The 12667-nt window shown below is 57.4% G+C and carries 8 protein-coding genes and 7 tRNA genes; 12 read left to right on the forward strand and 3 right to left on the reverse strand.

From position 1 onward, the window contains the following. Positions 1 to 11: 11 nt before the first annotated feature. Together glnS and nagE are read right to left on the reverse strand one after the other, a co-directional pair. The gene (gene glnS / locus ACR6A7_RS05555; protein ID WP_434123853.1) at positions 12 to 1679 is read right to left on the reverse strand and encodes a glutamine--tRNA ligase; all 1668 of its coding nucleotides are present in this window, start codon (positions 1677 to 1679) and stop codon (positions 12 to 14) included. A gap of 163 nt (positions 1680 to 1842) precedes the next feature. Then, positions 1843 to 3873 (reverse strand): N-acetylglucosamine-specific PTS transporter subunit IIBC, encoded by a 2031-nt coding sequence (nagE, locus tag ACR6A7_RS05560; RefSeq protein WP_434123855.1) that lies wholly within the window; start codon positions 3871 to 3873, stop codon positions 1843 to 1845. Positions 3874 to 4206: 333 nt separating this feature from the next. Between nagE and nagB the strand changes: the two genes are divergently transcribed. The 12 genes from nagB to ACR6A7_RS05620 all read left to right on the forward strand — a co-directional run bounded on the left by nagB (position 4207) and on the right by ACR6A7_RS05620 (position 11051). Next, the gene (gene nagB, locus ACR6A7_RS05565) at positions 4207 to 5007 is read left to right on the forward strand and encodes a glucosamine-6-phosphate deaminase (protein ID WP_434123856.1); all 801 of its coding nucleotides are present in this window, start codon (positions 4207 to 4209) and stop codon (positions 5005 to 5007) included. 57 nt (positions 5008 to 5064) lie between these two features. After that, the gene (gene nagA / locus ACR6A7_RS05570; RefSeq protein WP_434123857.1) at positions 5065 to 6213 is read left to right on the forward strand and encodes an N-acetylglucosamine-6-phosphate deacetylase; all 1149 of its coding nucleotides are present in this window, start codon (positions 5065 to 5067) and stop codon (positions 6211 to 6213) included. 7 nt (positions 6214 to 6220) lie between these two features. After that, positions 6221 to 7441 carry a DNA-binding transcriptional regulator NagC gene (gene nagC, locus ACR6A7_RS05575; RefSeq protein WP_434123858.1) on the forward strand — a complete coding sequence of 407 codons (1221 nt, stop codon included), beginning with the start codon at positions 6221 to 6223 and terminating at the stop codon, positions 7439 to 7441. 20 nt (positions 7442 to 7461) lie between these two features. Then, positions 7462 to 8214, forward strand: a complete 753-nt coding sequence (locus ACR6A7_RS05580; protein WP_033751787.1) for an HAD-IIA family hydrolase — start codon at positions 7462 to 7464, stop codon at positions 8212 to 8214. A gap of 292 nt (positions 8215 to 8506) precedes the next feature. Next, complete coding sequence (asnB, locus tag ACR6A7_RS05585) at positions 8507 to 10174, forward strand: asparagine synthase B (RefSeq protein ID WP_434123859.1); 1668 nt, start codon at positions 8507 to 8509, stop codon at positions 10172 to 10174. A 217-nt stretch (positions 10175 to 10391) separates the two neighbouring features. Further along, positions 10392 to 10468: transfer RNA gene (locus tag ACR6A7_RS05590), tRNA-Met, on the forward strand. An 8-nt stretch (positions 10469 to 10476) separates the two neighbouring features. Further along, positions 10477 to 10561 (forward strand) — tRNA-Leu (locus tag ACR6A7_RS05595). Between the two features lie 21 nt (positions 10562 to 10582). Then, positions 10583 to 10657: transfer RNA gene (locus ACR6A7_RS05600), tRNA-Gln, on the forward strand. A gap of 34 nt (positions 10658 to 10691) precedes the next feature. Beyond that, positions 10692 to 10766, forward strand: a tRNA-Gln gene (locus tag ACR6A7_RS05605). Between the two features lie 26 nt (positions 10767 to 10792). Beyond that, a tRNA-Met gene (locus ACR6A7_RS05610) sits at positions 10793 to 10869 on the forward strand. Between the two features lie 6 nt (positions 10870 to 10875). Then, positions 10876 to 10950 (forward strand) — tRNA-Gln (locus ACR6A7_RS05615). A gap of 26 nt (positions 10951 to 10976) precedes the next feature. Further along, a tRNA-Gln gene (locus ACR6A7_RS05620) sits at positions 10977 to 11051 on the forward strand. A 286-nt stretch (positions 11052 to 11337) separates the two neighbouring features. On the opposite strand, the gene ubiF is transcribed toward ACR6A7_RS05620, so the two are convergent. Beyond that, complete coding sequence (gene ubiF / locus ACR6A7_RS05625) at positions 11338 to 12510, reverse strand: 3-demethoxyubiquinol 3-hydroxylase (RefSeq protein WP_434123860.1); 1173 nt, start codon at positions 12508 to 12510, stop codon at positions 11338 to 11340. Between the last annotated feature and the right edge of the window lie 157 nt (positions 12511 to 12667).

Here is a 12667-nt window from a genome sequence, read left to right on the forward strand (position 1 = left end):
ATGCGAAAAAATTACTCGCCGATTTTCGCCCAAGTGTCGCGCAGGCCCACGGTGCGGTTAAACACCAGCTGGTTCGGACGCGAATATCGGCTGTCGGCACAGAAGTAGCCTTCACGCTCAAACTGATAAGGCGCTTCCGGGCTGGCGTTCTGTAAGCCTGGCTCGACAAACCCCTGACGAATCTCCAGCGAGTTCGGATTGATGGTGGTCAGGAAATCCTCTTCCGCACCAGGGTTCGGCACGCTGAACAGGCGATCGTAAAGGCGGAATTCCGCCGGCAGCGCATGGTCGGCGGAGACCCAGTGGATCACGCCTTTTACCTTGCGGCCGTCAGCCGGATCTTTGCTCAGGGTATCGACGTCGCAAGTGCAGTAGATGCAGGTGATATTCCCCTCTTCATCTTTTGCCACGCGCTCGGCACGGATCACGTAGGCGTTGCGCAGACGCACCTCTTTGCCCAGCACCAGACGTTTGTACTGCTTATTGGCTTCTTCGCGGAAGTCAGCGCGATCGATCCAGACCTCACGGCCAAACGGCACGTCGCGCGTGCCCATCTCCGGCCTGTTCGGATGATTCGGCATGGTGATGATTTCGTTATGGCCAGCCGGCAGGTTCTCAATCACCACTTTCAGCGGATCGAGCACCGCCATGGCGCGCGGCGCGTTTTCGTTCAGATCGTCGCGAATGCAGGATTCCAGCGACGCCATCTCAACCACGTTATCCTGTTTGGTGACGCCAATACGGCGGCAGAACTCGCGGATCGAGGCGGCGGTATAGCCGCGACGGCGCAGGCCCGAAACGGTCAGCATGCGCGGATCGTCCCAGCCTTCCACCACGTTTTCGTTGACCAGCTGTGTCAGCTTGCGCTTCGACATCACCGCATATTCGAGGTTGAGACGCGAGAACTCATACTGGCGCGGATGCACCGGTATCGAGATATTATCCAGCACCCAGTCATAGAGGCGACGGTTATCCTGGAACTCCAGCGTACAGAGCGAATGGGTGATATTTTCCAGCGCATCGGAGATGCAGTGGGTAAAGTCGTACATCGGATAGATGCACCACTTTTTGCCGGTCTGGTGATGCTCGGCAAACTTAATGCGGTAGAGCACCGGATCGCGCATCACGATAAAGCTGGACGCCATGTCGATTTTGGCGCGCAGGCAGGCCTTACCCTCGGCAAATTCGCCGTTGCGCATTTTTTCGAACAGCGCCAGGTTCTCTTCGACGCTGCGATCGCGCCAGGGGCTGTTTTTGCCCGGCGCGGTCAGGGTGCCGCGATATTCGCGGATCTCTTCCGGCGTCAGCTCATCGACATAGGCCAGACCTTTGGTGATCAGTTCAACCGCGTAGTGATAAAGCTGATCGAAGTAATCTGAGGAATAACGAACGTCACCACTCCACTCAAAGCCCAGCCACTGCACGTCGCGCTTGATGGACTCGACGAACTCCATATCCTCTTTAACCGGGTTGGTATCGTCGAAACGCAGGTTGCACTGACCCTGATAGTCCTGAGCAATGCCGAAGTTCAGGCAGATCGATTTAGCATGGCCAATATGCAGGTAGCCATTGGGCTCAGGCGGAAAACGGGTATGCACGCTACTGTGCTTGCCGCTCGCCAAATCTTCGTCGATGATCTGACGAATAAAGTTAGTTGGGCGGGCTTCAGCCTCACTCATCTCTCAATCCTCAATACGTATAGCGGGTGGTTTGTACCACGAAGTAACGGAGTATGATCCACAAAGCGCCGAAGGGAAACAACCGGTTTGTTAAGGCGATAAAACGAAAACAGGCAGGAATCGCTTCCTACCTGTTTTTTTTTACGGCAATGCGATTAGAGGCTTAGCCTTTTACCTCGTAAAGCGGGGTTTCGCCAGCCACCACTTTCCCGGTCGCCAGCAGCGTCAGCCCGGCGAAATCTTCGCTGTTGCTGATCACAACCGGACTGATCATCGAACGCGCGTTGGCGTTGAGGAAGTCGAGATCCATCTCCAGCACCGGCTGACCCGCCGCGACCGTCGCGCCCTCTTCTACCAGCCGGGTAAAGCCTTTGCCGCCCAGCGCCACGGTGTCGAGGCCCATATGCACCACAATTTCGACGCCGCTGCCGGTTTCCAGGCAGAAAGCATGGTTGGTATCGAAAATTTTCACCACGGTACCGGCAACCGGCGCCACTACGGTTTTACCGGTCGGCTTGATCGCCAGCCCTTCGCCGACCGCCTTGCTGGCGAAGGCTTCATCAGGCACTGCGTCCAGGGCGACCACTTCGCCGCTCACCGGTGCCATCAGCGTCACAATGGCTTTGGTTTCGCGGTTCATCACTGCCTGAGGCTTTACCGCTGGCGCGGCGGGGGCTGCTGACGCGCCGCCCGCCGAGGCGACCGGCCCTTTCGTCAGCACTTTTTTCATTGCGGTGGCGATGCTTTCTGCCTGGGTGCCGACAATCACCTGCACGCTCTGTTTATTCAGGCGGATAACCCCGGACGCGCCCAGATGTTTGGCGACGGACTCATTGACCTGCGCCGAGTCTTTTACGTTGAGACGCAGACGCGTGATACAGGCGTCGATACCGGTCAGGTTGTCGGAGCCGCCGATGGCGCCGATATAGCGACGCGCCAGCGATTCGGTCGCGCTCTCGCCGTTGTCGGTTATGTCGACGTTAACGTCGTAGCCGTCTGTTTCATCACCCGCCACCGCCAGCTCGCGGCCCGGCGTCATCAGATTGAATTTCGTGATGGTGAAGCGAAATACCACATAGTAGAGCGCAAAGAAGACGATGCCCTGCGGGATCAGCATCCACCAGTGTGTCGCCAGTGGATTACGGCTCGACAGCACCATATCCACCAGACCGGCGCTAAAGCCGAAGCCGGCGATCCAGTGCATGCTGGCGGCGATAAATACCGAAATGCCGGTCAGCACCGCGTGGATAACGTAGAGTACCGGCGCGACAAACATAAAGGAGAACTCCAGCGGCTCGGTAATGCCGGTGAAGAAGGCCGCAAAGGCTGCGGCCAGCATAATACTGCCGACTTTAACGCGGTTTTCCGGACGCGCGCAGTGATAGATCGCCAGCGCTGCGCCAGGCAGGCCGAACATCATGATTGGGAAGAAGCCCGCCTGATAGCGTCCCGTGATGCCGACAATGCCGGTGCCGTTAGCGATTGACTGCGCGCCGCCAAGGAATTTAGGAATATCGTTGATGCCCGCCACGTCGAACCAGAATACCGAGTTAAGCGCGTGATGCAGGCCAACCGGGATCAGCAAGCGGTTAAAGAAGGCGTAGACGCCTGCACCGACCGATCCCAGCTTCTGGATATGTTCGCCAAAGCTTACCAGTCCGTTAAAGATCAGCGGCCAGATATACATCAGAATGAACGCCACTGCGATCATCAGGAAGGAGACGAGAATAGGCACCAGGCGTCGTCCGCTGAAGAAAGCGAGCGCCTTCGGCAGCTCGACATGGCTAAAGCGGTTATAGACCTCCGCGGAGATAATGCCCACCATAATGCCGACAAACTGGTTTTCAATTTTGCCAAAGGCGGCGGGCACCTGATCAAGGGGTATTTTCTGGATCATCGATACGGCAGCTGGCGAGCAGAGCGTCGTCACCACCAGAAAACCGACAAAGCCGGTCAGCGCCGCTGCGCCATCCTTATCTTTTGACAGCCCATAAGCCACGCCGATAGCAAACAAGACGGACATATGCTCAATAATCGCCGCGCCCGATTTTATCAGCAGCGCAGCAAAGGCGTTGCCTGCGCCCCAGGCGTCCGGATCGAGCCAGTAGCCGACCCCCATTAATATCGCCGCTGCCGGCAGGGTTGCTACCGGCACCATCAGCGCGCGGCCAACCTTCTGTAAGTAACCTAACATTTGTCCTTTCCCCCTATGAGACTGGCTTGTCGCCCTGCGCCGCTTGTTTTTTATTGTCAGCCGCAGGGGTTGATTGACACTACACTTCACGTTGCGCAGTGTAATGACAAATTAATTCGCCTCGCAAATTATACGCGTCTCTTCTGTGATAATTATCACCAAAAAGCACCATTAACTGCCGAGGCATCTGGCGAACAACCCTAACTTATTTTATGATAAAAAATATTAAGACGCAGCGATCGCAGGCTGAAATCGTTTCACGGCGTTAACGTGATAATGACCGCTACGATGAATGCGTCACCCCCCTTTTCTTTTCTCAGAATGAGGTGAAACATGCGACTGATTCCTTTGGCTACCCCTACGCAGGTCGGTAAATGGGCAGCCCGTCATATCGTCAACCGCATCAATGCTTTTAACCCTACCGCGGATCGCCCCTTCGTGCTGGGCCTGCCGACAGGCGGCACGCCGCTGGAAGCGTACAAGCATCTTATCGAGATGCACAAAGCGGGCCAGGTCAGCTTTAAGCATGTGGTGACGTTCAATATGGACGAATATGTCGGCCTGCCGAAAGAGCACCCGGAAAGCTATCACAGCTTCATGTACCGCAACTTTTTCGATCACGTTGATATTCAACCAGAAAACATCAATCTTCTGAATGGCAATGCGTCAGATATTGACGCAGAATGTCGCCAGTATGAAGAGAAGATTCGCGCCCTGGGCAAAATCCATCTGTTTATGGGCGGCGTCGGCAACGATGGCCACATCGCCTTTAACGAACCGGCCTCTTCCCTTGCCTCGCGCACCCGCATCAAAACGCTGACGCACGATACCCGCGTGGCGAATTCACGCTTCTTCAACGGCGATGTGGATCAGGTGCCGAAATATGCGCTGACGGTCGGCGTCGGCACGCTGCTGGATGCGGAAGAGGTGATGATTCTGGTGACAGGCCATGTCAAAGCGCAGGCGCTGCAGGCCGCCGTAGAAGGCAACGTCAACCATATGTGGACCATCAGCTGCCTGCAGCTGCATGCGAAATCAGTGGTGGTATGCGACGAACCCGCCACCATGGAACTGAAAGTGAAAACCGTAAAATATTTCCGCGAAATGGAAGCGGAAAATATGAAAGGCGTGTAGGAAAATGTTGTAAATGCCCGCCGCGAGGCTCTGGCGGGCTCAGCCGGGAGAACCACGATGTACGCATTAGTTAACGGCCGGATTTATACCGGCCATGAAATTCTGGATAATCACGCGGTGGTTATCACCGATGGGCTGATCGAACGCGTCTGTCCGCGCGACGCGCTACCCGCCGATATCGCGCTGCGCGACGTTTCCGGCGCGCTGATCGCTCCCGGCTTTATCGATTTACAGCTGAACGGCTGCGGCGGCGTGCAGTTTAACGACGACATCGACGCCCTGAGCGTCGAGACGCTGGAAATCATGCAGCGCGCCAATGAGAAGTCAGGCTGCACCAGCTTTCTGCCCACGCTGATCACCAGCAGCGACGCACTGATGAAGCGCGCCATCGACACCATGCGCGCCTATAAAAGCAAGCATCAACACCAGGCGCTCGGCCTGCATCTGGAAGGCCCCTGGCTGAATAAAGCCAAAAAAGGGACCCATAATCCTGACCTCATCCGCCTGCCCGATCCGGCGCTGGTGCGCTATCTGTGCGATAACGCCGACGTCATCACCAAGGTGACGCTGGCACCGGAAAACGCTGGCGACGCGGTGATCCGCCAGTTGACGCAGGTGGGCATCATCGTCTCTGCCGGCCACTCCAACGCCACCTATGACGAAGCCAAAGCGGGTTTCCGCGCGGGCGTGACCTTCGCCACTCATCTCTATAACGCCATGCCCGCTTTCGCCGGACGCGAGCCGGGCCTGATTGGCGCGCTGTTTGATGCGCCGGATGTTTATTGCGGCATTATTGCAGATGGGTTGCACGTCCATTACGCTAACGTACGCAACGCGAAACGCATCAAAGGCAATAAGCTGGTGCTGGTCACCGACGCTACCGCCCCTGCAGGCGCTGAAATTGATAAATTCATTTTCGCTGGCAAAACAATATACTATCGCGATGGCCTATGCGTGGACGAGAACGGCACGCTGAGCGGCTCTGCGATTACCATGATTGAATCGGTGCGCAACGCCGTCGAACAGGTCGGCATCGCGCTGGATGAAGCGCTGCGTATGGCAACGCTCTACCCCGCGCAGGCAATGGGCGTGGACAAACAGCTGGGCACGGTCGAAGCGGGAAAAGTCGCCAACCTCACTGTTTTTACGCGTGATTTCAAAATCATTAAGACGTTTGTCAATGGAGACGACGTCCTGAGCGAGTAAGCACTGAATGACCACTGGCGGCCAGGCACAAATAGGAAATGTCGATCTTGTTAAGCAACTCAATAGCGCGGCCGTTTACCGGCTAATCGATCAGCAGGGCCCTATTTCGCGCATCCAGATTGCCGAACTGAGCCAGCTTGCGCCCGCCAGCGTCACCAAAATTACCCGTCAGCTCATTGAACGCGGGCTGATTAAAGAGGTGGATCAACAGGCCTCCACCGGCGGTCGCCGCGCCATCTCTATCGTCACCGAAACGCGCCAGTTCCACGCTATCGGCGTGCGGCTCGGCCGCTATGACGCCACCCTGACGCTGTTCGATCTCAGCGGCAAATCGCTGGCGCAGGAGGATTATGCCCTGCCGGAGCGCACGCAGGAGACGCTGGAGCATGCGCTGTTCGCCGCTATCGACAGCTTTATCGCGACCCACCAGCGTAAAATTCGCGAGCTCATCGCCATCTCAGTGATCCTGCCCGGCCTGGTCGATCCGATAAATGGCGTCATCCGCTACATGCCCCATATCGCCGTCAGCCACTGGCCGCTGGTGGCCGGACTGCAAAATCGTTTTAACGTTACCAGCTTCGTCGGCCATGATATCCGCAGCCTGGCGCTGGCAGAGCACTACTTTGGTGCAAGCCGCGACTGCGCCGACTCGATTCTGGTGCGGCTCCATCGCGGCACCGGCGCCGGCATCATCGCCAACGGCCATATTTTCCTCGGCAGCAACGGCAACGTAGGCGAAATCGGCCATATCCAGGTCGATCCGCTCGGCGAACGCTGCCACTGCGGCAATTTCGGCTGTCTGGAAACCATTGCCGCCAACGGCGCGATTGAAAACCGCGTGCGCCATCTGCTCAGCCAGGGCTACCCCAGCGTGCTAACGCAGGACGCCTGCCAGATGGCGCAGATTTGCAAAGCCGCCAACCAGGGCGACGCGCTGGCCTGTGAAGTCATTGAATATGTCGGACGCTACCTGGGCAAAGCGATCGCCATTGCGATTAACCTGTTCAACCCGCAGAAAGTGGTGCTGGCGGGCGAAATCACCGACGCCGAGAAAGTGCTGCTGCCGGCCATTGAAGGCTGTATCAACACGCAAGCGCTCAACGCCTTCCGCAAAAATCTGCCAGTCGTGCGTTCCGAGCTCGATCATCGATCGGCGATAGGCGCCTTTGCGCTGGCAAAACGCGCTATGCTCAACGGCATTCTGCTACAACATTTACTGGAAGAGTAAACGCGACCCGGACTGAACCTATGACGATAAAAAGCGTAATTTGCGATATTGACGGCGTGTTGATGCACGACAACACCGCCGTGCCAGGCGCGCAGGAGTTTCTGCAGCGCATCCTGCAAAAAGAGATGCCGCTGGTGGTGCTGACCAACTATCCTTCACAGACTGCGCAGGATCTGGCAAACCGCTTCGCCAACGCTGGCGTCGAGGTGCCCGACTCGGTGTTTTACACCTCTGCGATGGCGACCGCCGATTTTCTGCGTCGCCAGGAAGGGAAGAAAGCCTACGTAATTGGCGAAGGTGCGCTGATCCATGAACTCTATAAAGCGGGCTTTACCATTACCGACGTCAATCCCGATTTCGTCATCGTCGGTGAGACGCGCTCCTTCAACTGGGAGATGATGCATAAGGCTGCCTTTTTCGTCGCCAGCGGCGCGCGCTTTATTGCCACCAACCCCGATACCCACGCGCGCGGCTTTGTGCCCGCCTGCGGCGCCCTCTGCGCCGGCATTGAAAAGATCTCCGGCCGGCGCCCGTTTTACGTCGGCAAACCGAGCCCTTACATCATGCGCGCCGCGCTGAATAAAATGCAGGCTCACTCTGAAGAGACGGTGATCGTCGGCGACAACCTGCGCACCGACATTCTGGCCGGCTTTCAGGCGGGACTGGAAACTATTCTGGTGCTCTCTGGCGTTTCGACGCTGAGTGATATCGACGCCATGCCTTTCCGTCCCGACTGGATCTACCCTTCTGTCGCGGATATCGATCTCTTTTAATTCTACCTGCCGCGCCGCCTGACGCCAGGCGGCCGCTTCTCTCTGAAACCGTCTCTGACCTGTCTCTTTTTTAGCCAAGCCTGGCCATTCATTGCCGATCCGTTAATGAAATGCGCATTAAATTGAATAATATTCAAATAAAAAGCCCAGCAAACAATCTTTTTATCAGTAAAAGGCAAATATGCTTGCATTGACTGCATGAAATAGCGCATTTTCTTATACATCACGCAGCCGCTGGCTGCCGGACAAGGCAACGATAACATCGCCGACAGGCGAGCTCAGGAGTCAGAATATGTGTTCTATTTTTGGTGTGCTGGATCTGAAAAGCGATCCGATTGATCTGCGTAAAAAAGCGCTGGAGAGTTCTCGCCTGATGCGTCACCGCGGACCGGACTGGTCTGGCGTGTATGCCGACGATAAAGCGATTCTCGCGCATGAACGCCTCTCTATTGTCGACGTCAACAACGGCGCTCAGCCACTCTATAACGCCGATCACACCCATGTTCTGGCAGTCAACGGCGAGATTTACAACCATCAGGCGCTGCGCGCCGAGCTGAGCGATCGCTACCAGTTCCAGACCGGCTCCGACTGCGAAGTTATTCTGGCGCTCTATCAGGAAAAAGGCGTCGACTTCCTCGACGAGCTGGAAGGCATGTTCGCCTTTATTCTGTGGGACAGCGAAAAGCAGCAGTACCTGATCGGCCGTGACCATATCGGCATCATCCCGCTCTATATGGGCAACGACGAACACGGCAACCTGTTTGTCGCGTCAGAAATGAAAGCGCTGGTGCCGGTGTGCCGCTCAATTAAAGAGTTCCCGCCGGGAAGCTACCTCTCCAGCACCGACGGCGAAATTCGTCGCTACTGGCAGCGCGACTGGATGGAGTACGCCGCGGTAGAACATAACGTTACCGATGCGGCGGACCTCAAGCATGCGTTGGAAGAGTCGGTGAAAAGCCACCTGATGTCGGACGTGCCGTATGGCGTGCTGCTCTCCGGCGGTCTGGACTCCTCTATCATCTCGGCGGTAACCAAACGCTTCGCCGCGAAACGCGTCGAAGATCAGGACAAGAGCGACGCCTGGTGGCCGCAGCTGCACTCTTTCGCGGTCGGCCTGGAGGGCTCGCCGGATCTGAAAGCGGCGAAAGCGGTGGCTGAACATCTGGGCACGGTGCATCACGAGATTCACTTTACCGTGCAGGAAGGGCTGGACGCGATTCGCGATGTGATTTACCACATTGAAACCTATGACGTCACCACCATTCGCGCCTCGACGCCAATGTACCTGATGTCGCGTAAAATTAAGGCGATGGGCATCAAGATGGTGCTCTCCGGCGAGGGTGCGGACGAAGTGTTTGGCGGCTATCTTTACTTCCATAAAGCGCCGAACGCCAAAGAGTTTCATGAAGAGAACGTGCGCAAGCTGATGGCGCTGCATATGTACGACTGCGCCCGCGCCAACAAAGCGATGTCCGCCTGGGGCGTGGAAGCGCGCGTGCCTTTCCTCGACAAGAAATTCCTCGACGTGGCGATGCGTATTAACCCGCAGGATAAAATGTGCGGCAGCAACGGCAAGATGGAAAAACACATCCTGCGCGAATGTTTCTCCTCCTATCTGCCGGAAAGCGTCGCCTGGCGTCAGAAAGAGCAGTTCTCTGACGGCGTCGGCTACAGCTGGATCGATACCCTGAAAGAGGTTGCGGCGCAGCAGGTCAGCGATCAGCAGCTGGCAACCGCGCACTTCCGCTTCCCTTACAACACGCCGGCGTCGAAAGAGGGCTACCTCTATCGCGAAATTTTTGAAGAGCTGTTCCCGCTGCCGAGCGCGGCTGAATGCGTGCCGGGCGGCCCGTCGGTGGCCTGCTCCTCCGCCAAAGCGATTGAGTGGGACGAAGCGTTCAAGTCGATGGACGATCCTTCAGGTCGCGCGGTGGGCGTGCATCAGTCTGCTTATAAATAAGTAAACTAAGCCATAGCAAAATGGGCCTTGCGGGGCCCCTTTTTTTTAGCTTTGATGTGGTTACGATCAAAACTTGCCGAATAATTCGCCACCCTGGTTACAAGCCAGACAAACAGGCGTGCGAAGGCGAAAATCGGCAAAAAATGTGTTGACGCTCCAGAGCTCAATACGCATAATGCGCCCCGCAACGCCGATGAAGGTAACGCGAAAAAAAGATGGCTACGTAGCTCAGCTGGTTAGAGCACATCACTCATAATGATGGGGTCACAGGTTCAAATCCCGTCGTAGCCACCATCTTTTTTGCGGGAGTGGCGAAATTGGTAGACGCACCAGATTTAGGTTCTGGCGCCGCAAGGTGTGCGAGTTCAAGTCTCGCCTCCCGCACCATTTCAGTCTTCGGCAGCCGGATGGGGTATCGCCAAGCGGTAAGGCACCGGTTTTTGATACCGGCATTCCCTGGTTCGAATCCAGGTACCCCAGCCAATCCGATACGCTCTCGTGGATACGAGTCGACGAATGGGATATCGCCAAGCGGTAAGGCACCGGTTTTTGATACCGGCATTCCCTGGTTCGAATCCAGGTATCCCAGCCACATCGGGTGCAGTAAGCAGTACATTTGGCTACGTAGCTCAGCTGGTTAGAGCACATCACTCATAATGATGGGGTCACAGGTTCAAATCCCGTCGTAGCCACCAAACTATTGGGGTATCGCCAAGCGGTAAGGCACCGGATTCTGATTCCGGCATTCCGAGGTTCGAATCCTCGTACCCCAGCCATACAAGACAATTTGAAAAGACACTATTGGGGTGTCGCCAAGCGGTAAGGCACCGGATTCTGATTCCGGCATTCCGGGGTTCGAATCCCTGCACCCCAGCCAAATTGACAACAGGCCCGCTTTTGCGGGCTTTGTTGTTTTTGTCGTCTGGTCACTTTTGCTTTAAAACAGCAACACTGCTGTTAAGTCCGGTCACAGAGGCGCTTCCCGAAGAGCAAAGCGTCCCGCGCAAGGGACTGCGCGGGCCGAGCGGTCATGGATGACGAACAGCGACTTTGCGATCGGGAAGCCCCCTCTGTGGCCGCGCACGGATACCGCAGCCACACCTGTTCTCAGGCCCCCATATTATAGCCACGCCCGCTCTTCGGCCCGAAAGACGCAGCCGCGTCTACAAACCCAGCGCGTAGCGCAACACCTTACGCTTCAGCGCGCCCGAACGCTCAGCGGCCATCAGCCCCAGGTTACGGGCAAACTTCAGCGGCGGCAGCCGATTGCTGAAGGCAAAATAGAACAGATCCATCCCGCCCTGCATCAGCAGATTATCGCGACGTCGCTGCGACTGATAACGACGCAGCACATTCTCAGACGCCCACTCCTGCGCGTTGGCGCGCGCCTCCACCAGCACCTCAACCAGCGCGTCGACGTCGCGATAGCCCAGATTAACGCCCTGCCCCGCCAGCGGATTAATGGTATGCGCCGCATCGCCGATCAACGCCAGGCCCGGCAGCACATAGCGCTGCGCATGACGGCGCACCAGCGGAAAACCGCCCGCCGCATGCGTTTTAAAACGCCCCAGCCGCGCAGGAAAGGTCGCGGCGATCTCTTTTTCCAGCTGCGGCAGCGGCATCGCCTGCAGCTGGCGAATGCGCGCTGGCGCGTCATACCACACCAGCGAAGCGCGATTATCATACAGCGGCAAAAAAGCGCGCGGCCCCTGCGGCGTAAACTGCTGCCAGGTCGCGTCGCCCGCCGGGTGCTCGCAGGTCACGCTAATCAGCAAACAGGATTGCGCATAGCTCCAGCCGTCGATGCCGATGCCCGCCATCTGCCGTACCTGTGAGTTGGCGCCGTCGGCGCCGACCACCAGCCGGGCATGCAGTGCTTCGCCATCGCTGAGATCGAGCCGCCAGCCGCCGTTCTCCTGCTGTAAACCTGCGAGCGTCGCGGGACACCGCAGCGTAATACCGAGCTGCGCCATCCTTTCCCACAGCGCGCGCTGCAGCACGCTATTCTCGACCATAAACCCCAGCTCCGGCAGGCCGAGCGACGCAGCGTCGAAACTCACGTGCGCCGTCTGCCACTCCCAGGTCTCCAGCTTGCGATAGGGCGCGCAGCGCATCGCCTGCACGCGTGGCCAGACATCGATCTGCTTCAGCAGACCCACCGAGGCGCTGCCGATGGCGGAGATACGCACGTCGGGATCGCTGTCGGCCTCAAAAGGCGCAGGCTCGGCGCGCTCCACCACCGCGACGCGAAACTGCTGAAGCGCCAGACCGCACGCCAGCGCGGCGCCGACCATGCCGCCGCCCACCACCACCACATCAAAGCGGTTATCCTGCATTGCTCATCTCCTTCTGAATCTTTACCCGCGGCAAAAAGCGGGATAACTGGCGCAAAGTGTACCGGAAAAACGCCCGGGCGGCAGAAATCGCCTGCCTGGCAAGAGAGGGATCGCCGCTTGTGCCGCAGATATGCGAAGTATGGCGGCTCTGCGCTGG

Source organism: Pantoea phyllosphaerae, assembly GCF_051025595.1.
GTDB lineage: Bacteria > Pseudomonadota > Gammaproteobacteria > Enterobacterales > Enterobacteriaceae > Pantoea.

Bases quoted from the DNA above. Each gene is read 5' to 3' on its own strand.
- glnS (WP_434123853.1), bottom strand. From the start codon at position 1,679: ATGAGTGAGGCTGAAGCCCGCCCAACTAACTTTATTCGTCAGATCATC.
- nagE (WP_434123855.1), bottom strand. From the start codon at position 3,873: ATGTTAGGTTACTTACAGAAGGTTGGCCGCGCGCTGATGGTGCCGGTA.
- nagB (WP_434123856.1), top strand. From the start codon at position 4,207: ATGCGACTGATTCCTTTGGCTACCCCTACGCAGGTCGGTAAATGGGCA.
- nagA (WP_434123857.1), top strand. From the start codon at position 5,065: ATGTACGCATTAGTTAACGGCCGGATTTATACCGGCCATGAAATTCTG.
- nagC (WP_434123858.1), top strand. From the start codon at position 6,221: ATGACCACTGGCGGCCAGGCACAAATAGGAAATGTCGATCTTGTTAAG.
- ACR6A7_RS05580 (WP_033751787.1), top strand. From the start codon at position 7,462: ATGACGATAAAAAGCGTAATTTGCGATATTGACGGCGTGTTGATGCAC.
- asnB (WP_434123859.1), top strand. From the start codon at position 8,507: ATGTGTTCTATTTTTGGTGTGCTGGATCTGAAAAGCGATCCGATTGAT.
- ubiF (WP_434123860.1), bottom strand. From the start codon at position 12,510: ATGCAGGATAACCGCTTTGATGTGGTGGTGGTGGGCGGCGGCATGGTC.